The sequence below is a fragment of the Streptomyces kryoterrae genome (genome assembly GCF_054072135.1).
In genome coordinates, this window is record NZ_CM133358.1 from 770,782 (window position 1) to 797,725 (window position 26,944).

A 26,944-nucleotide genomic window follows, 5' to 3' on the forward strand; every position below is an offset into this window, starting at 1 on the left:
GCCCCCGCCAAGGTGGAGCAGCCATGACGCCGGAAGCCGACGACCGCATCCCCGGGCCGCCCGAGCGCACGGCCCCGGACTCGTCCGGAGCCCTCCCGCCGACGGCCAACCCGTATGCCCGTACGTACACGGACGGGCCGTTCACCGTGGTCGAGGTCTCCGGCGAGATCGATCTGGCGACCGCGGGATTCCTCGCCGAGCATCTGGACGCCGCGACCTCGCGCCCCGGCCCCGACGTCCTGGTCGACCTCCGGCACGTCGGTTTCTTCGACTGCTCCGGCCTGCGCGAACTGTGCCGCGCCGACACTCGTGCCCGCGAGCGCGGCGGGCGGCTGCGTCTGGTCTCCGACACACCCCGCCTCCACCGTCTGCTGCGCGCCGCACGCCTGCTGAACCGCTTCCCGCCCCTCGCCCGCATCCCGGAGCCGGAGTAGGGGGAACGGGTCCGGCCTTCGCGTACACATGCCGATGGGCCGGCCGGTGGCCCCACACCACCGACCGGCCCCGCTGCGAGATCGCGCGGCATTCCGCGACACAGGGGTTCGCACTCCCCATCCGCGTGCACCCTGCGTTGCTCACGGAAGCGCGCGACCCCGGTCCCTAGAACGTGAAGACGGCCGTCCCGTAGGTGTTCTTCACGCACTCGTTCGCGAAAGTCCGCTCGAAGGAGACCCGCTTGCCCCGCCACACACCCTCGACAGTGACGACCACGGGGTCGTACTGCTTGGTGCACTTCACGTCGCCCTTCGCCGCCAGCAGGTCGAAGTCCCCGCCGGCAGCACGGAGTTCGGCGCACGCCTCGGACGCGGCCGGGTGCGTGCCCGAGGCCGTCGGGGCACAGGTCAGGGTGACGGCACGCTCGGGCGTGACGGCTGCCGCGGTGTCACCGTGACCCATGGTGAGCACCAGGGCCGAGGGTGCGTAGAGCCCGGAGGGGGCGGCGACGGCGGCCCCGGCGAGAGGGGCGCAGACGGCGGTGGCCGTCAGGGTCAGAGTCGCTGCCCAGCGCGCGGTGTTCGGCATTGTGTGCATCCTTCCGCTCAGTTCGAAGATGCGAATCGAAGGTCAACGGTCCGCATGGGTACTCGATCCCAGCCGGTCGGGCCGGATCGGCGAGCGTGAGTCTGCCGAGTCCGGCGCCGAAACTCATCTCGACCCCACGCGTTTCGGTAACCTTGCGTATTGAATCAGTGGCGTGAAGTTACGTGATTCGAACGCGTGAAGCCCGTAACCGAGCGGCTGTTGATCACCTGAGACGACCGAGTGGCTGGATCCACCTGCCTTTTTAATCGGCCTGAAACATTCCGATTCGGCTCCGTACGGGGCTCCCGGGCCGCGCGTCAGGTTGTGCCGCACGAGCGAATTCGTGTGGGTCGCGGGTGTTCGGCTCGGTGCGTGGGCGTGGGACCAGGTGGTGGTCGAGCTGCGCGCCGCCGGACACGGGGTGTACCCGTTGACGTTGTCGGGGGTGGCGGAGCGGCGGGGCGAGCCTGCCGGGCAGCAGACGCATGTGCGGGACGTCGTCGAGGAGGTCGGGCGCCTCGATCTGCGGGACGCCGTGCTCGTCCGGGCACAGTTACGCGGGGATAGCCGTCGGGCAGGCCGCCGAGCGGATCGGGGGCGGCTGGGCCGGGTGGTGTTCGTCGACGCGAGTGTCCCGGCCGACGGCAGGTCGTTCCTCCGGGGCTGGGACAGTGCCGGGGTGGAGGCGTCCATCGCCGAGAACGACGGCTTCTGGCCGACCCCGGCGCCGGACCACTTCGCGGGCCAGGGGCTCACCGACGAGCAGATCGCGCGGATCGTGAACGGCTCGACACCCCACCCCGGGGACACCCTCACCGAGCCGGCCGTCCTCATGGGCTCGCTGGGCGACCTTCCCGCGACCTACGTGAAGTGTCTGCTCGACGATCCGGAGCCGTCCGAGGACGTGGTCGAGCTGCTCAGGAGCGACCGGTGGGAACTGGCCGAGCTGGACACCGGGCACTGGCCGATGTTCTCCCGCCCCCGCGAACTGGCCGCGGTCCTGCACCGGTCGGTGACCCGCGCCTGACCGCGTGGTCCGCTCCCGCCGCCCTTACCCCGCCCCATCCCTGGGGGCTGCCGCCCCCAGACCCCCGCTTCGGCCCTGAACGGGCCTTGTCCTCGAACTCCCCCAGAGGGGGGACCCCCAGACGGGCTGTGGGTGTCGGCCGGGCCTGCCACTACCTCGGGTCCGCGTCGACCTGGGCCGCCTTGCCCGGGGCGCCGCCTCTCGACAGGGAATCGGGGCTGGCGGTCGCTGTGTCGGTGAGCCAGCGTTGGTTCGCGGAGCCGTCGCGGACCTTGACGACCACGTCCGTGCCGGGGTCGTCGGAGGCGGGGGCGACCGCGAGGCCCTCCTCCCAGCGGGGCAGCAACTCGCCCCGCACGGTGAGGTCGTAGCGGACGTCGTCGCCGCGATCGGCGGACGCGGCGGCACAGCGGCCGAGGATGACGACACCGGCGTCGGCGTGCGAGTCGAGGCACAGCTCGGGGTTGGCGACACTGCGCAACAGACCGTCGTCCTCGTACGTCCACATCTGGGTCCACGCGGTCGAGCAGGAGGCGAGCCTGGCGACGGCGCCGACGGTGGCCCTGCCGCCCCGGATGTCGAGGCACAGGTCGGCGGTGACGTTGCGCAGCCGGGTCTGCCGGGTGGCGGTCGGGAGGTTGCCCGTCGCGGGCGGCGAGGAGGACACCGCGGGCGAGGTCGGCGTGGCGCCGGGCGCCGTGCCGCGTCCGGCGGTCGCTCCGGAGGAGGCGGCCGGGTCGGCGCCGCTGCCGTCCTTCGGCCACAGTCCGCTGCCCAGCACCACCGCGAGGACGACGGCCGAGGCCAGGCCCACGCTGGTGAACAGGGTTCGTCTGTTTCCGGTCCCGCCCGGGAGCGGGCGGCGCGGAGAGGGAATCCGTGACAGCAGACGATGGCGCCCCAGGCCGACCCCCCGGCCACCGGCACCCTCGCCACCACTGCCGCGATGCCGTGCGTGGCCCCGCAGCCGTGTGCCGCTCTGGCTGCGCCCCGGACGCGAGTCGAGATAACGCCGGGCGCCCCAGCCGAGCACCGCCTCGGCGAGCAACGTGCCCAGGCCGCCCTCGAAGTGGCTCAACTGCTCGGCGGCGTAACGGCAGTAGTGGCACACCGACAGGTGCTGCTGGACATCGGGCAGCAGAGCGCCGCCGCGCCGGATGGGGATGTCGAGAAGACGGTTGTAGAACCGGCATTCCTTGGACGGCGCGAGTTCCCGGTGGGCGCGTACACAACCCTCGCGGAATTGTTCGCGGGCCTGTTCCAGCGACGCCGCCGCCATATTCGTGTCCATGCCAAGAAGGACGGCTGGGACATTCATCGGCTCGGCCTCCACCTCCGTGTGCCACAGCAGACACTGGGCGAGTCCGGGAAGTGCCTGGAACGAACGTTCCGCGAGCTTTCGGTTTTCCGCCGTCATGGCCTTCGCCGCGCGCATACCGCGACCGCCCGCCGGTTTCGTCAGGTCCGGCAGCACATCGGATATGCGGTCGTCGGCGGACCACTGCCTGACGATGTCGCGCACGGCCACGAGGAACCGCGGGCGCAGCGCGACGGCCGACTCGGCCCGCATCACCCGTTCCAGGACCTGATGGAAGGCGGCAGCGGTGACCATGGAGGAGGTCCGGGCCGAGGTGGCGAGGCAGATGACCGCGTACTCGTGGGTCGCCTGCCAGTGCCGCGCCGTCAGCAGGGCGACGGGCACGCCGCTCTCGCCCTCCGGTCTGCCTCTGAGCTGGGCGGCGAGACTCTCGTCCGATTCCCCCGGAACCCCACCGGAGTACGGGGGATGCGACGGACGAGGGGGGTGGGGGTGGGGCACTGAGCGGTTCCTTCCCACGCGCGGGTAACTCACAGAGGTACCCGGCGGTGTCCCCCGCCCCGACCGTGACGCTGGACCGCCACCGAATCACCACCGGCGAACCGAGTCCGGCCACTCCCCCTGTACAGGTAGTTCACCATTGCACAAGTCGGTCATGACCAACAAGGCACTTGGGCAACATCCATTCACTTAAGGAAGCTCAGCAACAGAGGAAACTTCCGACATCCGTACCGGCTTTCGATAATTCCCCGCGCCCCGTGTGAACCGCGCGCACGCGCCGGTGCACCGCGCACGCTCCCGGCGCGTGCGGTGGTGCAGTCCACTGGAACCGGCCCTCCTCGAAGGCCCCGCGCGGAAAGGCGGCTCTCCCGCGCGAAACGGCCGCCGACCCCGTTCTTCCCGCCCTCGGTCGGCGGCCCCGAGGGCGGGCCCAGCCCGGCTGCCGGCCGGACTGCCCGGATCCGCTCAGATCTGCCAGGAGCGCAGCCGGTCGGCCGCGCCGTAGACGTCGACCTTTCCCGAGATCAGGTCGCGGGCGAGGTCGGCGAGGGCGCCGTAGGGCGGATCGATGCCGACGTCGCTGACGAACATGTACGCCACTGCGGTGGCACAGGCGAAGCGGGCGTTGGCCGACGGCAGCGGCTTGAGCAGCGCGAGGGTGTGCAGCAGCGCGGCGGCCCGCCAGGCCGGGTCGGAGTCCACGCCGAGGCGCGGCGGGTCGACCCGGTGGCGGGCCACCGCGGCCACCAGGGCGGAGAAGTCGTTGACCGTGGGCTGGTCGGGCAGGACCTCTTCGTGGCGCTGGAGCAGCCAGGGCACGTCGATGTGGATGACGGGAGCCATCGGTCAGGCGACCCGTCCCCGACGCCCCGGCGCGACCGGTTCGTCCTCGGGGAACGCCGCGGCGAACTCGTCGGCGTGGGCCGCGAAGAACCGCCGGAACTCCTCCGCGCCCTCCTGCAGGGCGCGGTGGCGGGCGATGTCGGCAGCCGCCGCCTCACGCACGAGGGCCTTCATGGACGTACCGCGCTCCTTGGCTATCTGCCGCAGGTCCTCTAGCTCGCGGTCACTGAACTCCACGTTGAGAGCTGGCATGCCCCCACGGTACCTCGCCGGTACTTACCCGTAAATATCCCCAGCTCAGACAGGTAAGGCGGTGGTACCGAGGGGGCGAGGCAGGGCCCAGCTGTCCGGCTATCCCTGGTCTGCCACGAAGGACGCCATCCGGGCCAGGGCCGCGTTCCAGTTGACCGTGTGCTCGTTCGTCGACCAGGACTGGATGTCGTCGATGTAGCAGAACTGGCCCACGCAGCCCTGGAGTCTGCTCTGCGCGTAGGGGTCCTGGATGCTCGAGTTGGGGCCTCCGGCGAGCGTGCCGGCCGGCGGGCCGGGCAGGCTCGGGTCGAGCTGGTGGGCGTACCAACGGCTGTGCTGCTGATGCGAGTTGACCTCGCCGTAACCCGTCACGTACGACATGTTCAGCGCGTTGCGGCCGAAGAGGTAGTCCATGCTCTGGAGCGCACCGTCCCGGTACTTCGAGGCGCCGCTGATGTCGTACGCGGTGGCGACGACCACGGCGTTGTTGAGGATCTGGGCGTTGGAGCCCCAGTCGTACAGGTTGGCGTCGGGGGCGTAGGGCATGCCGTACGGCTGTGCCGCCAGCGTGGTCAGATAGCCGTCGGCGCCCTTGATCACGGACTGGCGGACCTTGTCCCGGCCGGGCAGCCGGTTCGGCACGGTCGCCAGGTCGAGCCGGCCGGCCGCGGCGGTCCTGGCCCAGTCGAAGCCGAGGGGCACGAAGATGTCGGCCGTGTGGACCGGCGAGTTCAGGATGTGCCGCTCGAACGTCTTCTCACCGGTGGTGAGATACAGCTCGGCGGCGGCCCAGTAGAACTCGTCCCGCGCGTCGGTGTCGTTGTAGGCACCGCCACCGGTCGCGTCGTTCGGGTCGGCGTGGAGGTCGGGGTGGGCCAGCGCGGCCGTCCATGCCTTGCGCGCCACCGCGAGGGCGCGCGCGGCGAACGCGCGGTCGTAGGGCCGGTACAGCCGGGCCGCCTGCGCCGCCGTGGCCGCCAGGTTCAGGGTGGCCTCGGTGGTCGGCGGGTGCAACTGGCGCTTCTGCGGGTCGTCGCTCGGCAGCAGCGGCAGCCCGGTCCACTGCTCGTCATGGATCTTGTGGTGCGCCATACCGGCCAGCGGCTGCCCGTCCGGCACCTGCATCCTCAGCAGGAAGTCCAGCTCCCAGCGGGCCTCGTCCAGGACGTCCGGCACCTTGTTGCCGCTCTCCGGGATGGCGAGCGTGCCGTCACCGAGCTTGTCCCGCTGCCCCGTACGGGCGTGCAGGGCGCGCTCGTAGGTGCTCAGCAGCTCCCACGTGGAGATACCGCCGTTGACGACGTACTTGCCGTGGTCGCCGGCGTCGTACCAGCCGCCGGTGACGTCGAGGCTGTAGTCGCACACGCCCGGCTGACAGGGCACGTGGGAGTCGCCCTGGTTGGGCGCCACGTCGACATGGCCGGCGGGGCGGGCGTAACCCGGGCGCAGGTCGTCGCGGATCGCGATGCCGCTGCGCTGCGTGTAGTAGTACTTCAGCGAGTCCCGCCGCAGCCGGTCGTAGGCGCTCGCGTCGATGTCGAAGGGACGGCTGGTCTCGCCGTCGGCGACCAGTGTGAGGCCGGTGCCGCGCTTGCGGTAGGAGCCGAAGTCGATCGAGTGGACGTTCTGCCCGGAGGAGGCGTCGGTGCCGCGCGGTACGGTCCTGCCGTGGGCCACCGTCGTCCCGTCGGCCTTCTTCAGCTGCCAGGGCAGGGGCTGCGTGGCGCCGGTGACCAGGGTGGCGTTCTTCGGGCCCGCGGGCAGATAGGCGACCTGGTTGACCCGTACCCGGGGTCCCGTGTCGGGCACGTACACCTCGGGCGGCACCCCGCCCACCAGCGACACGTCGTCCATGCAGAACCGGAAGGGGTCGGTGCTGCCGCCGAGCTGGAAACCGACCTGGCCCTGGGCCGTGTCGGCGGGTGCGGTGAACGTGTACGTGTACGCGTCGCCCGACACGCTCAACTGCGGGCTGACCTCGAAGTAGGTGTCGTACGGGGACACCGACAGGCCGACGATCGCCCGGACGACGTGTCCGTTGGGCGTGCCCAGCGCCCTGAAGGTGAAGCGGTACGACTCGCCCTTGACGAGGGTGATGTCGTTCTGGCCGACGGCGGCGTCCCAGCGGTTGGTGGTGCCCCCGGGTACGTCCGCGCAGAGGCCTCCGTCGGAGAGGCCCGCGGTGACGTTGCTGGTCGTCCACCAGGGGGCGGTGGTGGTGTCGAAGGTGCCGTTCCTGACCTGTTCGATCTCCTCGGCGCCGGCCGGTCCGGCGGGGAGTGCGGTGAGTGCCGCCGCAAGGAGGGCGGTCACCGAGAGCAGGGTGGTTCTGCGTCGTTTCACGTCTGGAGCTCCTCGGGTGAGGGTGGGGGCGCGGGTGCCGGAAGAGCGGCGCTTGCCGTGGGAGCGCTCCCAGATGCGGACGTCGCCATGTTGTGCGAGGTCCTACGGCGCGTCAACGGTGCGGACCGTACTGGGCTCACGTACGGGGTGCTCGCCCCCGCCGCCCCTACCCGTCCCGTCCTCGGGGGCGCTGCCCCCGAACCCCCGCTCCTCAAACTCCCCCAGAGGGGGGACCCCCAAGGGGCTGGATGATGCCGGCCGGGGCTCGATCTTCCAGCCCGTCCGGCGTTTGAGGACGAGGCCCCTTCAGGGCCGAAAGCGGGGGTCTGGGGGCGGCGCCCCCAGGGACGGGACGGGTAGGGGCGGCGGGGGCGAAAATCAGCCTGCCGGTGCGTCCAGACGGCTGATGCGTACCGCGCCCCGCGCCTCCCCCGGGTATCGGCTCGTCAGGTCCAGGCGCAGCCCGGTGCCCCGTACCGCCGCGAAGGTGATCGCCGTGGGCGCGTAGGAGGCGTCGGACCACTGGACGGTCGCGTCCGGTACCCGCACGTACCGGTCGCCGACCCGCACCGACACCGTGACCGACGCGGGCAGGCTGTGTGTCACGTCCACCGTGAAGGCGATCTCGACCCGGGTGAGGTCGCGGACCCGGCCCCAGTCGACCGAGACCCAGTCCTGGGCGCGGGCCCCGCTGAACGCGGGCAGCAGCGCGGTCGGCGACTTGTAGAAGGCATTGGACCAGCCGTTGCCCGGCACGCCGTCGAGCATCGCGGCGGGCAGGGTGTCCGGGCGGCCGGAGTAACTGGCGTCCGCCAAAGGGTAGGTGGGGACTCCCGGGCCCGGGTCGGGTACGAAAGGCGCGGCCGGGGTCAGCGCCTCGTCGGGTGCGGGCGTCGTACGGACCACGACCGTGCCCGTGTGCAACCCCGCCGAACGGGCCGTGACCTTCAACCGACCGGCCTCCGTTCCCGCCCGCACCATGGCAAGCGCCCCGTGGAAGGCGGTTCGGGTGCTCGCCTGACAGCGCTCGGCGCTCTCCCGCCGGGGAAGAAGCCGGTGCCGCTGGTGGTGCCGTGGTCGGTGGTCGGGGCGAGTTCGATGCTCCAGTCGCGGGGGACGGCGACCGTCCGCCACGCCGAGTCGTCGTAGGCGGGGTCGGCGGCGTTCGCGTAGGCGCCCGTGGGGTCGGTGATCCCGCCAGGGTCGACCAGCGCGAAGCGCCAGCCGTCCCGCAGCGGGACGGTTCGGCGGCCGGTCCGGCCGGCGGCGGCCCCCGCGGCCGGTGCCCAGCAGGGCACCGGCCGCGGGGGCGGACGTACCGGCGACCAACACCGATCTGCGAGTGACCGTCATGGCGACTCTCCCTCATCAGGGCCCAGAAGTACTCACAACTGATCGTTAACAAACAGATTCTGACGGTACGGAACATGCGCCCGTCGAGACTCCGGTGACGGACTTCGGCCTCACCTGTCACAACGGTCTGAATCACGCCCCGCGCGGCGGTCCTCGTGGCGGCCCGGAGGCATGGGTGTTACTGACCATGCGGGGACAGAACGCACTAGTGTGGAACACCAGTGACATCCTTTGCTCACGGTGAGTGTTCACGATGGAGTGGCGACGATGAGTCCGGTGTACCCGTTCGACGATGCCGCCACGGCACGGGCCGTCGTCGACGCACGGGGCGCACTGACCGGCTGGAACGAGGGTGCTCGTCGGCTGCTGGGCTGGTCGGCGGCCGAGATGCTGGGCCGTCCCGCCGCCTCCCTGCTGGCTGTCGACGGTTCCGAGGAGCCCGGGCGGCCGGCGGAGGAGATCTGGCACGGCACTCTCGCGCTGCGTCACCGTGACGGCCGGACGGTGTCCTCCTGGCTCCTCGCCCACTACCGGCCGGCCCCGGACGGCGGCCGGGGCGACTGGCTCCTCGTCACCCCCCTGGAGAACGGCTCCCGGCCCGCGGACGAGCCGCTGATGCAGGCCGCGCTGGCCCAGGCGCCCTGTGCGACGGCCGTCTACGACGACCGGCTGCGGCTGCACGGCGTCAACGACGCCATGGCCGGGGTCATCGGACTGCCGCTGGAGCGCGTCCGGGGACTCAGAATCGCCGAGATAGGGGGCCGGGAGCGCAGCGCGGAGCTGGAGCTGCACATGCTCGAGGTGCTGACCAGCGGCCGGGCGAAGGACGTCCAGACCTATCTGCGCACCGGCGGCGAGGATCACGCGCACGCGTGGCTGGCCCGACTGGCGCCGCTCAAGGACGCCGAGGGACGGGTGCGGGGGGTCTGTCTCGCGGCCCACGACTTCACCGACCAGTACCTCGCCCGGGAGCGGCTGCAGCTGGTCAACGAGGCGAGCGTGCGTATCGGCACCACCCTCGACGTCACCCGGACGGCGCAGGAGCTGGCGGACGTCTGTGTCCCGGCGCTCGCCGACTTCGTCAGCGTCGATCTGCTGGATCCGCCGCAGCACGGCGGCGACCACCGCCCGGCTGAGCTGACGGCGCCGCTCAGTCTGCGCCGGGCGGCCCAGCGGTCGATCATCCCGGGCAGCCCCGAAGCCGTGGCCAAGCCGGGACAGCTGGACGAGTACCCCGCCTTCTCGCCCCAGGCCGACTCCCTCCTCGCGGGCCGCACCATCGTGGCCACCCTGCCCTCCGACGACCTCGAACAGCGGCTGGCCTGGAACAAGGCCCGCCTCAACCGGGTCAAGGAGTTCGGCATCCACTCCATGATGTCCGTACCGATCACGGCGCGCGGTACGACGCTCGGTGTCGCCGTCCTGACCCGCTACCGGCGGCCCGACCCGTTCACGGCCGACGACGCGCTGCTCGCCGAGGAGGTGACCGCCCGGGCCGCCGTCTGTATCGACAACGCCCGCCGGTTCTCCCGCGAACGCGACACCGCTCTCGCCCTGCAACGCAGTCTGCTCCCCCGGACCCTGCCGCGCACCGCCGCCCTCGAAGCCGCCTCGCGCTATCTCCCGGCGGCGCGGGCCGGGGTGGGCGGCGACTGGTTCGACGTGATCCCGCTGTCCGGGATGCGGGTCGCGATGGTCGTCGGGGACGTGGTCGGGCACGGCATCCAGGCCTCCGCCACCATGGGCAGACTGCGCACCGCCGTACGCACGCTCGCCGACATCGACCTCGCCCCGGACGAGCTGCTGACCCACCTCGACGACCTCGTCGTACGGCTGTCCGCCGAGGCCGGCAGCGAGGGCGGCCCCGGCGAGGTCGGGGCGACCTGTCTGTACGCGGTGTACGACCCGGTGTCCCGGCGCTGCACCCTGGCCCGCGCCGGACATCCACCGCCGGTCATGCTCACCCCGGGCGGCACCCCCCGCCAGGTGCGGCTGCCCGCGGGTCCGCCGCTGGGCCTCGGCGGCCTGCCGTTCGAATCCACAGAACTCGACCTGCCCGAGGGCACGGTCCTCGCGTTCTACACCGACGGGCTGATCGAGAGCCGCGAGCGGGACATCGACGCCGGTCACCAGCTGTTGTGCGACGCGCTGGCCGCGTACGCCGACTCGCTCGACGAGACATGCGACCGCATCCTGCACACCCTGCTCCCCCCGGGCGGCGCGGCCGACGACGTAGCCCTGCTGCTGGCCCGCACCCAGGGCCTGCCCGCCTCCCGGGTCACGACGTGGGACATCCCGGCGGACCCGGCACTCGTCGGGCCGATCCGCAAGCAGGTCGGCGAGCAGCTGGACGTCTGGGATCTGAGCGAGGCCGCGTTCACCACGGAACTGGTGGTGAGTGAGCTGGTCACCAACGCCATCCGCTACGGCTCGCAGCCCATCCGGCTGCGGCTCATCCATGACGCGGCGACCCTGATCTGCGAGGTCTCCGACTCCAGCCACACCGCCCCGCACCTGCGGCGGGCCAGGACCTTCGACGAGGGGGGCCGCGGGCTGCTGCTGGTCGCCCAGCTCACCGAGCGGTGGGGCAGCCGCCACACGTCCGACGGGAAGACCATCTGGGCGGAACTGTCCCTGACGGACGAGCTGTGAGTTCCGCCGCCCACTGACGACGGCTTGAATCGGTGCCACATGGGCCTTTTAGGTTCCGGTCCCACAGGACACTCGTGACGGTGCAGGAGACGCCGTGCGCGCAGTGACCTCCAGGAGTGTGGACATGTCGACCTTCCGTACCGCCCGACCGGCTCACCGGGCCGCACTGCTCGCGAGCGTGATCGCGTTACCGGTCCTGCTCGGGGCCTGCGGCAGCGAGAGCGGCGGCGGCACGAACGCCCCGTCGATCACCACTCCGTCGACCGCCCCTCCCCCTACGGCCGTCCCGTCGACCGGCGACACCCGCTGCCGTACGTCCGAGCTGCGCGCCTCGGTCGGGCGCCCCAATCCGGGCGCCGGGCAGAAGAACTTCCCCGTCGTCCTCACCAACGACTCCGCCCGCGCCTGCACCCTGCGCGGCTACCCGGGTGTCGCCTTCGTGGACGCGGCCGGCAAACAGCTGGGCCGCGTCCCGAAGCGTTCCGACGCCAAGGTGACGACCGTCCATCTGGCGCCGGGCGACAGTGCCTGGGCAGGCCTGAGCTTCACGAACCCGGAGCTCAGCGAGGCCGAGACGGCGACTCCGGCCGAGCTGTTGGTGACCCCACCGGACGAGCGGGACCAGCTGAAGGTGACGTGGGAAAGGGGCGAGGTGCCGGTCGGCGGGAACAAGTCGTCGGTGTTCCTGTCGGTCTTCGGTCCCGGCACCGGAGCCTGACCCGGTCGGGGGGCCGGTGGGCGGGGCCTGCTTTCATGAAGAGGTACCGAGATCCCTGTCCCGGAGGACCGAACCCTGAACGCCCCGTCCGCCGAGGCCCTTTCCATCGTGCTGCTCATCGCCGTCCTGGCCTGCGCCGTCGTCCGCCCGTTCGGGCTGCCGGAGGCGGCCGTGGCGGTTCCCGCCGCCGGGCTCGTGGTCGTCACCGGCGCGATCTCGCCGGCTCACGCGTGGGAGGAGGCCGAGCGACTCGGGCCGGTGGTCGGCTTCCTCGCGGCGGTGCTGGTGCTGGCCCACTTCTGTGATGTCGAGGGGCTCTTCCGGGCCTGCGGCGCGTGGATGGCCCGGTGGGCGAAGAACCGGCCCGGGCGGCTGCTGACCTCGGTCTTCGTGCTCGCCTCGGCGATCACGGCGGTACTGAGCCTGGACGCGACCATCGTGCTGCTCACGCCGGTGGTGTTCGCCACGGCCACCCGCACCGGGGTCAGGCCCAAGCCGCACAGCTACGCCTGCGCGCATCTGTCGAACACGGCGTCGCTGCTGCTGCCGGTCTCCAATCTCACCAACCTGCTGGCGTTCAGCGCGAGCGGCCTGAGCTTCACCCGGTTCGCCGCGCTGATGACGCTGCCCTGGCTGGTCGCGATCGGCGCCGAGTACCTGGTGTTCCGGCGCTTCTTCGCCGCCGACCTGGCCGCGCCGAGGCCGGACACTCCACCCTCGGACAAGGACAAGAACACGGGCCCGGGCCCGGACACGGCTGACGCGCCCCCGCTCCCCCTGTTCGCCCTCGTCACCGTGGCCTGCACGCTGGCCGGGTTCGTCGTGGCCTCCGCGCTGGGCGTCGATCCCGCGTGGGCCGCGCTCGCGGGGGCGCTCGTACTCTCCGGCCGCGCGCTGCTGCGACGGCAGGCAACCCCGGTGACGGTGCTGCGGGCCACGGCGCCCGGGTTCCTCGCGTTCGTGCTGGCACTCGGCGTCGTCGTCCGCGCGGTCGTGGACAACGGGCTCGCGGACGCGCTCGGCCGGGCGCTGCCCGACGGGACCGGGCCGGCCGCGCTGCTCGGGATCGCCGCGCTGGCCGCCGTCCTCGCCAATCTGATCAACAACCTGCCCGCGGTGCTCGTGCTGCTGCCGCTGACCGCCACGGCCGGTCCCGGTGCGGTGCTCGCCGTGCTGCTCGGGGTGAACATCGGTCCGAACCTGACGTACGCCGGATCGCTGGCGACCCTGCTGTGGCGGCGCATCGTGCACCAGCACGAGCACGACGTCGGGATCGGGGAGTTCACCCGGCTCGGGCTGATCTCCGTGCCGGCCGCGCTGATCCCGGCCGTGGTGGCGTTGTGGGGCTCGCTGGTCGTCCTCGGAAGCTGAGGGACGGGCGGGTCCCGTTCGTCAGCGGCCTCCCCAGCCGCCGTATCCACCGCCGTAGCCGTAGCCGCCGCCGTAGTTTCCGCCGCCGTAGCCGCCGCCGGTGTTCTGGCCGTTCCCGCAGTTGTAGTACCCGTAGTAGTAACAGGGCACGGTCGTCGGGTACGACGCCGAGGGGGTCGGGGTGGCCGCCGACGGTGTCGGGGACGGCTGGGCCTGTGTGGCCTTGGGGGTCGGTGTCGGGGTCGTCGAGGGCTCGGGGCTCTTCTTGACGGCAGGGGGTGTGGACTCGGCTGCCGCGTCCCAGTTGACGGCCTGCATCTGGAGCGAGGGTGACGAGGAGTCGAAGACCCAGTGCTGGTCGGCGGCCTCCTCGCGCGACTTCAGGACCAGCGGCGCGTCGCCCTCGTCCGCGGTGTCGGCGGGCGTCAGCGCCAGCTCCTGGTCCCAGCGCGGGACCAGGGTGCCCTGGAGGGTGAAGTCGTAGCGCACGTTCTTGGCGCCTGGCTGGGACGCGCCCGCGCACGGGGCGAGCTGGACCGAGTAGCCGAGGTGGGAGTCGAGGCAGAGGTCCGGGGCGGCGACGTTGCGCAGCAGGCCGTCCTTCTCGTACGACCATTCCTGGCCGGCCGCCGACGAGCAGCTGGTCAGCTCGGCCTCCGCGCCCTTGACGGCCTTGCCGCCGACGATGCCGATGCACAGTCCGGACTCGACGTTGTGCAGTCGGCCGCGCAGGGCGCCCTTGGTGGTCTCTCCCGAACCGATCCAGGAGGGGTCGCCGGCCGTGTCGGAGCCGGTGGTGGCGGTGTCCGGGGGGCTGGTCTCGGCCGTCGAGCCGTCCTCGTCGTCCGCACCCAGGACGGACCACAGGACCAGCGGGACGAGAACCAGCGCGCTCACGGTCGCGGCGGCCAGGACACGGTTGCGGCGGCGGACCGCGCGCCGGGCCGCCTTGTGCGCGGACCGGTGCGAACCGGGGCGGACGGCCAGCGCGGTGGAGACCGGCGGGTTCGTAGGCATGGGCGGGGCCTGGGCCAGGACACGCGGGACCGGGAGCACGCTCTCGACCGTGGCCATCTCGATGACCGGGGCCTGCTCGACCTCCACGATGGCGCTCTCCGCGGCGCGCCCCGGGCGGGACTCCAGATAGGCGCGCGCACCCCAGCCGAGGACCCCCTCGGCCAGCGCGAGGGCGAGGTCGCCGTTGAACTGGTTCAACTGGTCGGCGGCGTACCGGCAGTGCATGCAGTCGGCGAGGTGCTTGGCGAGGTCGGGGTCGATGTCGAAGCTGCGGCGGCGGCAGGTGACGTCGATCAGCCGGATGTAGCGGCGGCACTCCTCCTGGGGCACGACCTCGCGGTGGACGTGCAGGCACTCCTCGCGCAGGCGTCCGCGGGCCCGGCCGAGTTCCACGGCGGCGTCCGTCACGCTCAGGCCCAGCAGACCGGCGGGTATCTCCAGCGGCTCGGCCTCGACCTCGGCGTGCCACAGCAGGCAGCGCGCGGACTGCGGGAGGTTCTGGAACGCCCTGGAGAGCAGTCGCCGGTCGGGCGCGGGCAGCAGGCGGGCGGCGACGCGGTTTGCGCCACCGGGTCTGGAGCGCAGCTCGGGGTGCAGGCTTTCGTGGCGGTGATCGCCCTCCCACTCCGCCGCCAGCCGGCGCACGGTGACCAGGAGGTGGGGCCGCCAGGCGGAGGTGGGGCCGCTCTGGCGCAGGGATTCCCCGAACAGACGGGTGAACGCGGCGGTGGTGAGCATTCCGGCGGGGCGCGGGCCGCTGGTGCACAGACGGGCATAGGCGAAGGCCGCTTCCCAGTGCCGGTCGAGCAGTTCACCGACGGGATGGAGCGCGGGTGTCGTCCCCGTCCACTTCTTCAGCTCCGCGCTGAGTTCGACATCCGAGGCGTCGTACGCGGGAACCGGCGTAGGGGAATTCGACAGGCCTGCGTCTTTCACGTCTGTATTCCTCCACGGACAACGCGGGTTTTAGTCCATACCAAGGGGTATGCGACCCTGCCGACGAAAACGACAGGATCCGACCAAACAGGGGATCGGTATCGCGAACGCCCGCAGCGGACAGCTCTTTTGGAGCGGGGAGTCAGCGGGGGCGTCGCGTGCGTGCGGGGGAAAAGATTGTCCGCACGCCGACGTGCACACCTTTGCACAGCTCATCGAGCCGTAACAAGAGATCACGCCGTTTTCCGCATTGCACTGTGACCTAAAGCGGTTGACGACGTGTCAATGGGATGCACCTTTAGGGATTGGCACTGTATCAACATCCTCATTGCAAACGGTATTCACTTCGCTCAGGGACGTTTCGCAACCATTGACGGACACTCTCCGCCGATGGCGCGAAACCGCCCGCCCGTAGTGTCCTGTCCCCGCCTCTTGTGCGTTTCCGCAGCTCATGGTTGCGGGCGCGCGGGCCGCCGCCGCAACGCGGAGCGTCGTCATGGCAGTTGACCGGTTCCTTCTCCTCTCCGTACGGGAGCAGCCGTGAAACCAATAGCGGGCGCGGTTTCCGCCGGATCGCGTCTGCACAGTGCCCGGTACGCGCCCGGCGGCGTTCCGTGACGCTCGCGGAACACCCGGTTGAAGTGGAACGGGCTGGCGAAACCCGAGGCGAGGGCAACGCGTTCCACCGGCAGGTCGGTGGCCTCCAGCAGCTGGGCCGCATGGCCCAGCCGGGCCTCGCGCAGCGCCCGCATCGGCGACCGGCCGAGCTGCTCGGTGAACAGGTGCGCGAACCGGGAGGGCGAGAGCGCGACCCCCTCGGCGAGCGACCGGACGGTGTGCGGGGCGGCGGGGTCGGCGGCGATGAGTGCTTCCGCCCTGCTCACCCGGGGGTCGACTCCCGGCCGTTCCGGCAGGGGGCGGGCGGCTGCCGAGGCGAGCAGGACGACTTCCTCCAGGGAACAGAGGGCGAGCTCCCGGGCGGCGGCGCCGTGTGCGACGGCTGTCGGACCGTCGGGCGCGGCCGGGGCGCCGGAAGCGGAGGAGGATCCGGGCGGCCGGGTGTCGCTGCCCGGCCAGCGGGCGTCCGACAGCATGCGGGCGAACGCGGTCTCCATACGGTCGTACAGGGCTTCCGGAACCTGGGCGACGACGTACATGCCGTCGCCGACGGCGTACGGGCTCAGCCAGGCCGGCCAGGAGGGGCGGGCCTCGCAGTGCGCCCACCAGAACCGCCAGTGCCGGGCACCCGGCCGGACCAGGTAGCGGTGGGGCACCCCGGGACCGAGGACCACCAGGTCCCCGGCACCGGCCCGCGCCTCGGCCGTGCCCTGGGTCAGCAGACCGTGGCCGTCCGTCGTCCAGGTGAACAGCCAGCTGTCGGCGCCCTGCGGCCGGTTGACGGCGTAACCGGGCCCCTCGTCGTAGCGCCCGACGGTCACCAGACCGGGCGGCGGGGCGAGGACAGCGGTGTCGGGCAATCCGTCAGCGTTCACGGGCATCCTCCCCGGGGTGCGGCAACCCTAGTCTGGCGGCCGGTGACAGCGGATCGAAGGAGTGGACGATGACAGTCACAGGCATCGGTGCAGCCGAGGCTCCCATCCTGCCGGAGGAGGAGCGCCGACGGTTCGAGGAGGACGGATTCACCGTTGTGCGGGGTCTGTTCGGGTACGACGAGATCGCCGTGCTCCGCGCCGAGTTCGCGGCACTGCACGCGGCCGGTCCGGTGCCGGGGCATTTCGAGCCGCGTCCGTCCGGGCAGGACGGGCGCCCGGCCGACCCGTTGGACGCGTATCCGCGCGTGATGCAGCCGCACGAGTTCCACGAGCCGTCCCTCGGCTGGCTGTTGGATCCCCGGCTGCGCGCTGTCCTTGAGGTGCTGCTCGGCGAGGAGGTGCTGGCCGCGCAGAGCATGTTCTATTTCAAGCCGCCGGGTGCCCGGGGTCAGGCGCTGCACCAGGACAACTTCTTTCTGCGGGTCGAGCCGGGCACGTGTGTGGCCGCGTGGATCGCCTGCGAGTCGATCGACCGGGACAACGGCGGCCTGGAGGTCGTGCCGGGCACGCACCGGATGGACGTGTTCTGCCCGGAGGAGGCGGACGCCGATGTGTCCTTCGCCCGGGAGTACGTGCCCCCGCCGCCCGGACTCGCCACGGTCCCGGTCGACATGGCCCCCGGTGACGTCCTGTTCTTCAACGGCAGCCTGGTGCACGGCTCGCAGCCCAACCGCAGCGCCGACCGGTTCCGGCGCTCGTTCATCGGGCACTACGTGGGCCGCTCGGCCGAGCGCATCGGCCACTTCTACCGCACGATCTCCATGGACGGCGACCGGGTCCGGCTGAGCGAGAGCGAGGGCGCGGGGCCGTGCGGTACGGAGTTCGGGCCGGTCTCCGGACCCCATTGACGCCCTCGCGCCCGCCGGACGGTCAGTGGCCGCTGATCGGATGCGGGGTGTAGGGCTGCCCGAGTTCCTCGATCTCCCTGTCGGTCAGGCCGAGGTCGACGGCGGCCACCGCGTCGTCGATGTGGTGCGGCTTGGTGGCGCCGACGATCGGGGCGGTCACCGGGCTCCGGTGCAGCAGCCAGGCCAGGGCGACCCGGGCCCGCGGGACGTCCCGCTGGGCGGCGATGCGGGCGACGGCGTCGACGATCGTGCGGTCGCCCTCCGGATAGAGGGTGCGGCCGAAGTCGTCGGTTTCGCTGCGCCCGGTGGTGGTGTCCCAGTCGCGGGTGAGCCGGCCGCGGGCCAGCGGGCTCCACGGCAGGACGCCGACGCCCTGGTCGGCGCAGAGGGGCAGCATCTCGCGCTCCTCCTCGCGGTAGAGGAGGTTGTAGTGGTTCTGCATCGACACGAACCGGGTCCAGCCGTGCTCGCGGGCCGTGTACTGGGCCTTGGAGAACTGCCAGGCGTACATCGAACTCGCCCCGATGTAGCGGGCCTTGCCCGCCTTGACGACGTCGTGCAGGGCCTCCATCGTCTCCTCGATCGGGGTGGAGGGGTCGTAGCGGTGGATCTGGTAGAGGTCGACGTAGTCGGTGCCGAGGCGGGTGAGGCTGTGGTCGATCTCGGTCAGGATCGCCTTGCGGGACAGACCGCCGCCGTTGGGTCCGGGCCTCATCCGGCCGTGCACCTTCGTGGCCAGCACGATCTCGTCGCGGCGGGCGAAGTCGGCGAGCGCCCTGCCGACGATCTCCTCGCTGGTGCCGTCGGAGTAGACGTTCGCCGTGTCGAAGAAGGTGATCCCGGCGTCGAGGGCCTGGCGGATCAGCGGGCGCGACGCCTGCTCGTCGAGGGTCCACGCGTGGTTGCCGCGGTCGGGAACGCCGTAGCTCATGCAGCCCAGACAGATCCGCGACACGTCCAGGCCCGTCGAACCGAGCTTCACGTACTGCATCGTTGCTGCTCCTGCCTTCGAGTGGGGTGTCAGAGGGAGCGTAACGCCCGACCTGATCACCGGCCCGGGGTACCGTCCGCCGTCTCCGCCGACTCCGGCAGCGTGTCGCGGAGTTGGGCGCGGCCCGTGATGCCGAGTTTGGGGAAGATGCGGTAGAGGTGGAAGCCGACCGTGCGGGGCGAGAGGAAGATGCGTTCGCCGATCTCCCGGTTGGTGAGGCCCGCCGCGGCCAGGCGGGCGATCTGGAGCTGCTGCGGGGTGAGTTCGGCGAGGATGTCGCGCGGTGCGCCGCTGGTGGGGGTGACGCCGGCGGCCCGCAGTTCGGCACGGGCGCGTTCGGTCCAGGGGCGGGCGCCGAGCCGCTCGAAGGCGTCGAGTGCGGCGGTGAGCTGCGGGCGGGCCTCCACCGAGCGGCGCCGGCGGCGAAGCCACTCCGCGTGGTCGAGGCGGACCAACGCCCGCTCGAACAGCCACTGTTCGCCGGTCGGGGATGCGAGGGCGGCCGTGAAGTGCTCTTCCGCCTCGTCCCCTTCGCTGAGCAGGGCGTCCGCCCGGTGCAGTACGGCGGCCAAGCGGGCCGAGACCCCGTCTGCGGTGAGGCGACGGCGGGTCGCGTCGACGATCCGGCGGGCCTCCTCGGCGCGGCCGGTGCGTACGGCCGCCGCGGTGAGGTCGGCCAGGTAGTAGTCGGAGGCGTGGAAGTGCACCGGCTCGGGCTCGGCGTCCTGGGTGTAGACGGCCCGGAAGCGGGTGTAGGCGGCGGCGTGGTCGCCCTCGGCCAGGGCGGCGGCACCGAGCGCGTAGTGCGTCCGTACCTGCAGGCTGCGGGAGTTGGGCAGGTCGATGCCGTGGACGGCGCGCTGCACGGCCGCGCGGGCCGCCTCCGTGTCGCCGCGCAGGGCGAGGATGGTGGCGCCGGTGACGGGCGAGCCGGCCGCCACGATCTCCAGGCCCGCCTCGGCGGCCGTCCGGTACGACTCGTCGAAGACAGTGCGGGCCTGCGTCCAGGAGCCGCTCTCGTACAGTGCCAGCCCGAGGGCGTTGGCGACGGTGGCGTTGGCGCCGGCCGTCGGGGAACGCCTCAGGTGGTCCAGGGCGGCGCCGAGCAGGCGGACGGCCTCGGCGGTCTCGTCCAGGACCCAGGCGGCGGCCCCCACGACGACCAGCCGGGACAGTCTGCGGTCCGGGGCGCCGCCGTGCGCGGTCTCGGGCAGGCTCTCGGTCCAGTCGGTTCCCCTGAGCAGCGCGAGGGCCTGTTCGCGGTGGCGTACGGGATCGCAGCCGGCCAGCGCCCACGCCCGTCCCGCCTCGTCGTCCTGGGGCGGGACCCGTTCGGTGATCCGCTGGATCCGCTCGCGGAACGAGGGGTCCCCGGAGTGGTAGGCGGGGGTGGTGGCCGTGCCGAGGGCGTCGAGGGCGAGGACGGGAGCGGTGTCGACGGCGGCCTCGGCGACCGGCAGCAGGAAGCCGAGCGCGTCCTCGAAGCGGGTGGTCACCGCGAGCGCCCAGCCGGCCCGGAGCGAGGCCTCGGCGAGCACCGCCGGGTCGTCGGTGAGCGTGAGGACGCGGGTGGCCAACTCGCTCACCCAGCGCGGGTGTCCGGCGTACATCGCCATGGTCGCGGCCCGGACCAGCCGCCTGGAGCGGGCGTCGGGGTCGGGGCTGAGCCGGGCCGCCCGTTCGAGGGCGGCGGCGGCCGCCGCGTAACCGCCCCGGCGCTGCGCGCGGCCCGCGCTGTCCTCCAGTCCCTGGGCGGCCTCCTCGTCGACGCCCGAGACGGCGGCGGCCAGATGCCAGGCTCGCCGGTCGGGGTCGCCGGCGAGGACGTCGGCCAGGGCGGTGTGGGCAGCGTGGCGCTCGGCGTAGCTCGCGGACTGGTAGACGGCGGAGCGGATCAGCGGGTGCCGGAAGTGGAGCCGGCCGTCGTCGATGCGGACGAGTCCCGCGCGTTCGGCGGGCCGCCAGTCGACGGGGGCGGCGGTGTCCCCGGCGGCGGAGAGGATGACGGGCAGTTCGGCCGTCTCGGCGGCTGCCGCGAGAAGCAGCAACCGGCGGGTGGGCGCCGGGAGTTCGGGCAGGTCGGCGGCGAAGATCGCCTCCAGGCGGTCGGTGAGGGGCAGCGCGTCGGTGGCGCCGTCCTGTCCGGCGGCGGGGTCGCGGCTGATCGCGCGGGCGAGCTCGACGAGGGCGAGGGGGACGCCGGCCGCCTGGTCGAGGATGCGGGAGCGGGCCCGTCCGACGGGCGGTTCGGGCTGGAGGTCGAGCAGGCGTCCGGCAGCGGCCGGGGTCAGCGGCTCGACGGTCAACTGCCGCCTTTCGCGGGCGAACTGCCGGGGTACGGCGTTGTCCCGGGCGGCGAGCACCATCGCGACCGGCTCCCCTTCCAGGCGCCGGGCGACGAAGGCGAGGCCGTCGAGCGTGCCCACGTCGAGCCAGTGGGCGTCGTCGATCACGAGCAGCAGCGGCCCCCGGCCCGCCGCGTCGGAGAGCAGCGTGAGGGCGCCGAGCGAGGTGAGCAGTGGGTCGGGAACCGTGTCCTGTGCCTGCTCGGGGTCCAGCCCGAACACACCGAGCAGCGCGGCCCGTTGGCGTACGGGCAGCTCACCGGCGAGGTCCAGTACGGGCCGCAGCAGTTGATGCAGTCCGGCGAACGGCAGCCCGGACTCGCCTTCGCAGCCACGGCAGCGCAGGACACGCAGTCCGGCCCCGAGGGCGGTGCGGCCGACGGCGTCGAGCAGGACGCTCTTGCCCGCGCCCGGTCCGCCGGTCACCACCAGGACGCCGGACAGGGCTTCTGGCGGGTCGGCGAGGTCGGCCGTGACCTGGTTCACCAGGTCGGCCAGCAGGGCGAGTTCGCGGTCACGGCCGACTATCCACTCCGCGCCGAGGCGGGAGGAACTCATACGGCGGACCCGGCCGGACGGACGGCGGACGCGACCGGTTCGCCTGCTGAACCAGCTGCGAGCGACTGGCCGGCGCGGGCCGACGAGTGGCGTAAGTCCGACGGTTTGCGGTCTCCGATCATGTCCTGACAATAGACCGTGAGGTGACTGTCCAGCGGTCCCGCGGTGCTCCTGGACCGGCCCTCGGTTCAGGGCTGGAGGAGCAGACTGAGCGTCGGCAGCGGGCCGCCGGGAAACTGCTGGAGGCGGCCCCCAGCAGCCAGGGGACCCAGGTCCACGGCCGCCCAGCCGACGTGTTCGACGAGCCGGGCGACCCGGTTGTTGGCGCCCGCGTGGTTGCCGGAGAGAAATATCACCCGGCGTCCGGCGGGAGTGCGCGGATCGACGCCGATGAGCGCCGGCGTCAGGGTGTTGAACGCCTTCACCAGGCGGGCCCCGGGCACCAGACCAGCGACGACCTCGCTGGACGGCCGCCCCTGGAGGTCGGCGGCCCGGAAGTCGGGCGGGCCCAGCGGGTTGGTGGTGTCGATGACGATCCGTTCCTGCCAGTCGGACACATCGGCCGCCGCCACCACCTCGGACAGCTCCCGCCAGGGCACCGCGAGCACGACGATCTCAGGGTCGGCCGCCTCCGCCACGCGCACCGGAGTGAGCCTCGGCCCGATCGAGTCGGCGAGGTCCCGCAGGGACCGGGGGCCTCGGCTGTCGCTCAGGAGTACCTCCGCCCCGGCGGCCACGAACCGGACGGCGAGGGCCTGCCCGAGGGCTCCGGCGCCGATGATGCCGATACGCATGACGTGCCTTCCTTGGCTCGGCGCGAACGAGCGTGCGAGGGCGCGTCCTGAGCATGTCCGGGATGTCAGACCGCGGGCTTCTGTCAAGTGACTGGGTCTGCGCGGACGTCCGCGCACCGAGGCCTGTTTGACTGGCGGGCGTGCCGGGCGCTTTGATCTTGGCTGTGCCGAGCCGAGTGCCCGTTGCACAGAGGTGCGCCAGCCGGTAGTGGTCGTACCCGCGACCGATGGAGCGGACATGCCCGTCGAGGGTGCACCCCGCGCCGGACGCATCCGGACGGTGGCCGTCGCACTGACGGCCGTATGCGCGGCCGTGTGGGGACTGACCGCGTGCGGTGGCTCGCCGGAGACGGAGAACGGGCCCGAGCCCGGGTCCACGTCCTCCCCCACCACGTCGGCCAAGGTCGAACTGCCGCCGCCGCACGCCGGGTTCGACTACCAGATCGGCGGCGCCTACCCGCCCCCGGCGGGCGTGCGCATCGTCAGCCGCGACCGTACGGCGGCTCCCGCGCCCGGCCTGTACAACATCTGCTACGTCAACGCCTTCCAGGCGCAGCCCGGCGACGAGAAGGAGTGGCCCGCCGATCTGCTGCTGCGCGACGCGAGCGGCGAGACCGTCGTCGACGGCGACTGGGACGAGGCCCTGCTCGACACCGGCACGGCGGCCAAGCGGAAGCGGATCGCGGCGCGGGTGAACAAGTGGATCGACGGCTGCGCGGACAAGGGCTTCGACGCGGTCGAGCCCGACAACTACGACAGCTACACCCGCTCCGACGGCCTTCTCACCGCCGACGACGCCACCGCCTTCATCACCCTCCTCTCCCGGCACGCGCACGCCCGCGGACTGGCCGTCGGCCAGAAGAACACGGTGGAACTGGCCGGGCTCCGGAAGAGGACAGGACTGGACTTCGCGGTCGCGGAGGAGTGCGGCGAGTACGACGAGTGCGGTGAGTACGCGAAGGCGTTCGACGACCGGGTGGTGGTGATCGAGTACACCGACTCCGGGCTGCGCAAGGCCCGCGCGGCGTTCGGCGACCGGCTGAGCATCGTCCGCAGGGATGTCGATGTGTCGACACCGGGCAGCGACGGGTACGTCCGCCGGACCCGTTGACCGGAACGGGTCACGAGGGTGGCGACCGGCGGATCACCTTGGACATCACCGTGCGGCGAGCAGCTCCAGCCCCCGCTCCCACCCGAACTCCTGCCGCCCACCGCCCTGTTGGACGTCTCCGGCGTACGGCTGCGCGAACCGCACGCCCATGCCGCGCAGCCGTTCCAGGCTCGCCCGGTAGGCGGGATGGGCGGCCAACGCGTCGCCCACGCAGGGCAGTACGGCGATCGGCACCCCCAGCCCGGACGCCTCGCACAGGGTGCCCAGGGCGAGGGTGTCGGCGATGCCGGCCGCCCACTTGTTGACGGTGTTGAAGGTCGCGGGTGCGACGAGCACGGCGTCGGGCGCCGGGAACGGCCGCGGATCACCGGGCCTGCGCCAGGCGGACCGGATCGGGCGTCCGGTCCGCGCCTCGACGGCGTCCGTGTCGAAGAACCCCATGGCGAGGGGTGTCGCGATGACTCCGACCGCCCAGTCCCGTTCCTGCGCGGCGGTGATCAACTCGCTGATGTCGGAGGCGATTCCCGCGGCGCAGACGATGACGTAGAGGAAGGGTTTCGGGGTCTGTGCGGACGTCTCGGTCATCCGGGAACCCTAAATGAGTTGCCGGTGGCCGGTCTCCGCCCTCAGGATCACGCCATGTCTACGATCGAAGCCCGCCGGCCGCTGTCCCTCACCACCGCTCGTCCGGTGCGGGTCCAGCAGCAGCCCGGCCGCCGCCGGAGGCCCGTGCTTCCCCGGTCATGACGGCCGCGCTCGTCGCGGGGCTTCTCGCGGGGTACGGCATCGCCGTCCCCGTCGGAGCCGTCGCGACCTATCTCGTCTCCCTCACCGCACGTACGTCCCTCAGGACCGGTGTCTGCGCGGCGCTGGGAATCGCCACCGCCGACGGTCTCTACGCCCTGCTGGCCGCGCTCGGCGGAACAGCCCTGGCGGGTGCCCTGCAGCCGGTGCTGGTGCCGCTGCGCTGGGCCGCCGCCCTGGTGCTGGCCGCACTCGCGGTCCGGGGCGGGGTCGGCGCCCTGCGGCAGTACCGTGCCGGTCTGCTCTCCGTACGGGCCGACACCACACCGCCGAGCCCGCTGCGGGCGTACCTCATGCTGGTCGGCATCACGCTGCTCAACCCCACCACCGTGATCTACTTCGCCGCGCTGGTCCTCGGCAGCCGGGCCTCGGACGCCGTGTCCCCCTGGGAGCAGGGAGTGTTCGTGCTGGCGGCCTTCCTCGCCTCGGCCGGCTGGCAGGTGCTGATCGCCTCCGGCGGCGCGCTGCTCGGCCGGGCGCTGACGGGCCGCCGCGGGCGACTGGTGACGGCTCTCGTGTCCAGTGCGGTGATCATGGCGCTGGCGGTGCGGATGGTGGTGTGACCGACGTGATGACGATCCCCGGATGAATCCGCCCCGCCCCCGTGTTGTCTCCTTGAACACACCGGTCACACACGACGACGCGACCAGACGATGGGACGAACTCCATGCCTCTTGAGGGCGAGTACGAAGCCAGTCCGACACAGTGGGTGCGTGAGCAGGTGGAGCTGTACGAGAGCTCCGGCGGCACCGAGGGCACGACCCTGCTCGACACCGGCCTGCCGGTCGTCCTGCTCACCACCCGGGGCGTCCGGAGCGGCAAGATCCGCAGGACGCCGCTCATGCGGGTGGAGCACGACGGCGTGTACGCGGTGGTGGCCTCGCTGGGTGGCGCCCCCAAGCATCCGGTCTGGTACTTCAACGTCCTCGCCGACCCGCACGTCGACATCCAGGACGGGCCGGTGCGCCAGGACAGGGTCGCCCGTGAGGTGACGGGTGAGGAGAAGTCCGTGTGGTGGGAGCGGGCGGTCGCCGCGTACCCCCCGTACGCCGACTACCAGAAGAAGACCGACCGCGACATTCCCGTGTTCGTCCTCGAACCGGCCGACGGGAACTGATCCAGGTCGGGCAGAAAACAAGTTCGATGCCCGGAGGAGTGAACTTTTCACCTCCGGGCACCCGAGCTTCAGGCCCCGCCGCGTCCCCCCGTCGCGGCGGGGCTTTCCGCTGCCTCCTTCGCCGCCGCGTCGGTGATGTCGAGAAAGATCTCGCCGGCCTCGGGGACCGCGTGGGCGACCGAGCGCTTGATGCGTACGGCGACCTCCTCGACCCGCTCGCTGTCGAGGCCGGGGACGAGGTCGATCCGGGCGGCCACCAGGGTGGAGTCGAGCCCCATCTTCATCGTGAAGAGCGCCTCCACGCTGTCGATCTCGGGCTGGTCCGCCAGCAGGGCCCGGATCTCGCGGCTCAGTTCCGGGTCGGCGGCCTCGCCGATGAGCTGGGCGCGCGCGTCCCGGCCCAGCCAGAAGGCGACGCAGACGAGCAGTACGCCGATGGCGATGGAGGCCGACGCCTCCCAGACGACCTGCCCGGTGACCATGTGCAGGGCCATGCCCACGATGGCGAACGTCACGCCGAGCACCGCGGTGCCGTCCTCGGCGATCACCGTACGCAGGGCGGGGTCCCGCAGAGCACCACCCGTACCGCCCGCTGTGCCCTTCCCCCTCTCCCCGCGCGCCTGGTGCACGGCCCGCAGCAGTGAGGCTCCCTCGGCGAGCAGCGCGACCCCGAGCACGACCAGCCCCGCGACATAGCCGCCGAAGGACTCCTCCGTATCGCTCCTGAGCGCCTCCACGCCCTGGAAGAAGGAGAAGCAGCCGCCCATGACGAAGATGCCGACGGCCGCGAGCAGCGACCAGAAGAACCGTTCCTTGCCGTAGCCGAAGGGGTGTTGTCGGTCGGCGGGGCGGCGGCTGCGGCGCAGGGCGGCGAGCAGGAAGACCTCGTTGAGACTGTCGGCGACCGAGTGCGCGGCCTCGGACAGAAGTGCGGGCGAGCCGGTGAGGAGGCCGCCCACCGCCTTGGCGACGGCGATCAGCAGGTTGGCGCCCAGCGCCACCAGCACGGTCACGCGCGTCCGCCGGTCCGCGGCCGACGGCGTGCCGTCCGGCCCCTCCCCGTCCTGACGAGCCATCAATGCTGCTTGGGGGCCGTGGGCACACCCCGTAGGAGGGTGAAGGTGTGGCCGGCCGGGTCGGCGTACCCGCGCTCCTCGTGCGGCTCGCCGGTGTGCTTCGTCTCCAGCGCGCGTCCGCCGAGGGCGATCACCGTGCGTTCCGCCTCGTCGAGGTCGCTCACGCGGAAGTCGAGGTGGGCCTGGAAGGAGTCCTCGGGGCGCGGCCAGCTCGGCGGGGTGACGTTCATGTCGCGGCGGAACGCCAGCCGGATTCCGTCGGCGCCCCTGATCTCGATGCGGTTGGCGGTCGTGACCGTCTCCTCGGCCGCCAGCAGCTCCGTGTAGAAGGCGGCGAGCTTGTCGGGGTCGGCGCAGTCCAGCACCACGACGCCCGCTGTCACCAGGGTCATG

The 26,944-nt window shown here is 72.1% G+C and carries 22 protein-coding genes and 2 pseudogenes; 9 read left to right on the forward strand and 15 right to left on the reverse strand.

The genetic code is table 11. From position 1 onward, the window contains the following. Nucleotides 1-23 precede the first annotated feature (23 nt). Nucleotides 24-434 carry an STAS domain-containing protein gene (locus tag ACW4TU_RS02975; protein ID WP_457424316.1) on the forward strand — a complete coding sequence of 137 codons (411 nt, stop codon included), beginning with the start codon at nucleotides 24-26 and terminating at the stop codon, nucleotides 432-434. A gap of 166 nt (nucleotides 435-600) precedes the next feature. On the opposite strand, the gene ACW4TU_RS02980 is transcribed toward ACW4TU_RS02975, so the two are convergent. Then, on the reverse strand, nucleotides 601-1,023 hold the full coding sequence (locus ACW4TU_RS02980; protein ID WP_457424318.1) for a protease inhibitor: 423 nt from the start codon (nucleotides 1,021-1,023) through the stop codon (nucleotides 601-603). 322 nt (nucleotides 1,024-1,345) lie between these two features. On the opposite strand from ACW4TU_RS02980, the pseudogene ACW4TU_RS02985 reads away from it, so the two are divergent. Beyond that, nucleotides 1,346-2,050: pseudogene (locus ACW4TU_RS02985) on the forward strand (alpha/beta fold hydrolase). Nucleotides 2,051-2,201: 151 nt separating this feature from the next. Here ACW4TU_RS02985 and ACW4TU_RS02990 read toward each other — a convergent pair. From ACW4TU_RS02990 to ACW4TU_RS03015, 6 genes and pseudogenes are all read right to left on the reverse strand, one after another. Beyond that, on the reverse strand, nucleotides 2,202-3,752 hold the full coding sequence (locus ACW4TU_RS02990) for an RICIN domain-containing protein (protein ID WP_457424320.1): 1,551 nt from the start codon (nucleotides 3,750-3,752) through the stop codon (nucleotides 2,202-2,204). A gap of 582 nt (nucleotides 3,753-4,334) precedes the next feature. Continuing rightward, a complete protein-coding gene (locus tag ACW4TU_RS02995; protein WP_457424322.1) occupies nucleotides 4,335-4,712 on the reverse strand; it encodes a toxin Doc in 378 nt (125 codons plus the stop codon). A gap of 3 nt (nucleotides 4,713-4,715) precedes the next feature. Further along, nucleotides 4,716-4,964 carry a hypothetical protein gene (locus tag ACW4TU_RS03000; protein WP_457424324.1) on the reverse strand — a complete coding sequence of 83 codons (249 nt, stop codon included), beginning with the start codon at nucleotides 4,962-4,964 and terminating at the stop codon, nucleotides 4,716-4,718. Nucleotides 4,965-5,063: 99 nt separating this feature from the next. Beyond that, nucleotides 5,064-7,307 (reverse strand): glycoside hydrolase family 9 protein, encoded by a 2,244-nt coding sequence (locus ACW4TU_RS03005; RefSeq protein WP_457424326.1) that lies wholly within the window; start codon nucleotides 7,305-7,307, stop codon nucleotides 5,064-5,066. Nucleotides 7,308-7,685: 378 nt separating this feature from the next. Continuing rightward, nucleotides 7,686-8,351 (reverse strand): annotated as a pseudogene (locus ACW4TU_RS03010) (glycoside hydrolase family 2 TIM barrel-domain containing protein); the annotation flags it as partial. Next, on the reverse strand, nucleotides 8,255-8,605 hold the full coding sequence (locus ACW4TU_RS03015; RefSeq protein ID WP_457430757.1) for a hypothetical protein: 351 nt from the start codon (nucleotides 8,603-8,605) through the stop codon (nucleotides 8,255-8,257). The gene ACW4TU_RS03015 and the pseudogene ACW4TU_RS03010, both read right to left, overlap by 97 nt. Nucleotides 8,606-8,927: 322 nt before the next feature. On the opposite strand from ACW4TU_RS03015, the gene ACW4TU_RS03020 reads away from it, so the two are divergent. The 3 genes from ACW4TU_RS03020 to ACW4TU_RS03030 all read left to right on the forward strand — a co-directional run bounded on the left by ACW4TU_RS03020 (nucleotide 8,928) and on the right by ACW4TU_RS03030 (nucleotide 13,401). Beyond that, the gene (locus ACW4TU_RS03020; protein ID WP_457424328.1) at nucleotides 8,928-11,312 is read left to right on the forward strand and encodes a SpoIIE family protein phosphatase; all 2,385 of its coding nucleotides are present in this window, start codon (nucleotides 8,928-8,930) and stop codon (nucleotides 11,310-11,312) included. 124 nt (nucleotides 11,313-11,436) lie between these two features. Further along, on the forward strand, nucleotides 11,437-12,030 hold the full coding sequence (locus tag ACW4TU_RS03025; RefSeq protein ID WP_457424330.1) for a DUF4232 domain-containing protein: 594 nt from the start codon (nucleotides 11,437-11,439) through the stop codon (nucleotides 12,028-12,030). 75 nt (nucleotides 12,031-12,105) lie between these two features. Continuing rightward, the gene (locus tag ACW4TU_RS03030) at nucleotides 12,106-13,401 is read left to right on the forward strand and encodes an arsenic transporter (protein WP_457430678.1); all 1,296 of its coding nucleotides are present in this window, start codon (nucleotides 12,106-12,108) and stop codon (nucleotides 13,399-13,401) included. Nucleotides 13,402-13,422: 21 nt separating this feature from the next. On the opposite strand, the gene ACW4TU_RS03035 is transcribed toward ACW4TU_RS03030, so the two are convergent. Together ACW4TU_RS03035 and ACW4TU_RS03040 are read right to left on the reverse strand one after the other, a co-directional pair. Continuing rightward, a complete protein-coding gene (locus tag ACW4TU_RS03035; RefSeq protein ID WP_457424332.1) occupies nucleotides 13,423-15,354 on the reverse strand; it encodes a ricin-type beta-trefoil lectin domain protein in 1,932 nt (643 codons plus the stop codon). Between the two features lie 494 nt (nucleotides 15,355-15,848). Next, the gene (locus tag ACW4TU_RS03040) at nucleotides 15,849-16,853 is read right to left on the reverse strand and encodes a helix-turn-helix domain-containing protein (RefSeq protein WP_457424334.1); all 1,005 of its coding nucleotides are present in this window, start codon (nucleotides 16,851-16,853) and stop codon (nucleotides 15,849-15,851) included. 62 nt (nucleotides 16,854-16,915) lie between these two features. Here ACW4TU_RS03040 and ACW4TU_RS03045 point away from each other — a divergent pair, with 62 nt between their 5' ends. Further along, nucleotides 16,916-17,755 carry a phytanoyl-CoA dioxygenase family protein gene (locus ACW4TU_RS03045; RefSeq protein ID WP_457424336.1) on the forward strand — a complete coding sequence of 280 codons (840 nt, stop codon included), beginning with the start codon at nucleotides 16,916-16,918 and terminating at the stop codon, nucleotides 17,753-17,755. Nucleotides 17,756-17,777: 22 nt separating this feature from the next. Here ACW4TU_RS03045 and ACW4TU_RS03050 read toward each other — a convergent pair whose 3' ends face one another. From ACW4TU_RS03050 to ACW4TU_RS03060, 3 genes are all read right to left on the reverse strand, one after another. After that, entirely contained in the window at nucleotides 17,778-18,746 is a 969-nt protein-coding gene (locus ACW4TU_RS03050; RefSeq protein WP_457424338.1) for an aldo/keto reductase, read from the reverse strand. A gap of 56 nt (nucleotides 18,747-18,802) precedes the next feature. Next, nucleotides 18,803-21,649, reverse strand: coding sequence for a helix-turn-helix transcriptional regulator (locus ACW4TU_RS03055; RefSeq protein ID WP_457424340.1), 2,847 nt, complete (start codon nucleotides 21,647-21,649; stop codon nucleotides 18,803-18,805). A gap of 188 nt (nucleotides 21,650-21,837) precedes the next feature. Further along, nucleotides 21,838-22,443 carry an NADPH-dependent F420 reductase gene (locus ACW4TU_RS03060; RefSeq protein ID WP_457424342.1) on the reverse strand — a complete coding sequence of 202 codons (606 nt, stop codon included), beginning with the start codon at nucleotides 22,441-22,443 and terminating at the stop codon, nucleotides 21,838-21,840. 238 nt (nucleotides 22,444-22,681) lie between these two features. Between ACW4TU_RS03060 and ACW4TU_RS03065 the strand changes: the two genes are divergently transcribed. Then, on the forward strand, nucleotides 22,682-23,554 hold the full coding sequence (locus ACW4TU_RS03065; RefSeq protein WP_457424344.1) for an endo alpha-1,4 polygalactosaminidase: 873 nt from the start codon (nucleotides 22,682-22,684) through the stop codon (nucleotides 23,552-23,554). 45 nt (nucleotides 23,555-23,599) lie between these two features. Here ACW4TU_RS03065 and ACW4TU_RS03070 read toward each other — a convergent pair whose 3' ends face one another. Further along, a complete protein-coding gene (locus tag ACW4TU_RS03070) occupies nucleotides 23,600-24,139 on the reverse strand; it encodes a flavoprotein (protein ID WP_457424346.1) in 540 nt (179 codons plus the stop codon). A 158-nt stretch (nucleotides 24,140-24,297) separates the two neighbouring features. Between ACW4TU_RS03070 and ACW4TU_RS03075 the strand changes: the two genes are divergently transcribed. Next, nucleotides 24,298-24,921 carry a LysE family transporter gene (locus ACW4TU_RS03075; protein WP_457424348.1) on the forward strand — a complete coding sequence of 208 codons (624 nt, stop codon included), beginning with the start codon at nucleotides 24,298-24,300 and terminating at the stop codon, nucleotides 24,919-24,921. Between the two features lie 104 nt (nucleotides 24,922-25,025). Beyond that, complete coding sequence (locus ACW4TU_RS03080; RefSeq protein ID WP_457424350.1) at nucleotides 25,026-25,475, forward strand: nitroreductase family deazaflavin-dependent oxidoreductase; 450 nt, start codon at nucleotides 25,026-25,028, stop codon at nucleotides 25,473-25,475. A gap of 68 nt (nucleotides 25,476-25,543) precedes the next feature. Here ACW4TU_RS03080 and ACW4TU_RS03085 read toward each other — a convergent pair whose 3' ends face one another. Both ACW4TU_RS03085 and ACW4TU_RS03090 read right to left on the reverse strand, forming a co-directional pair. Next, the gene (locus tag ACW4TU_RS03085) at nucleotides 25,544-26,551 is read right to left on the reverse strand and encodes a cation diffusion facilitator family transporter (protein WP_457424352.1); all 1,008 of its coding nucleotides are present in this window, start codon (nucleotides 26,549-26,551) and stop codon (nucleotides 25,544-25,546) included. Further along, entirely contained in the window at nucleotides 26,551-26,943 is a 393-nt protein-coding gene (locus ACW4TU_RS03090; RefSeq protein WP_457424354.1) for a VOC family protein, read from the reverse strand. Before ACW4TU_RS03090 ends, ACW4TU_RS03085 begins: the two co-directional genes overlap by 1 nt. Between the last annotated feature and the right edge of the window lies 1 nt (nucleotide 26,944).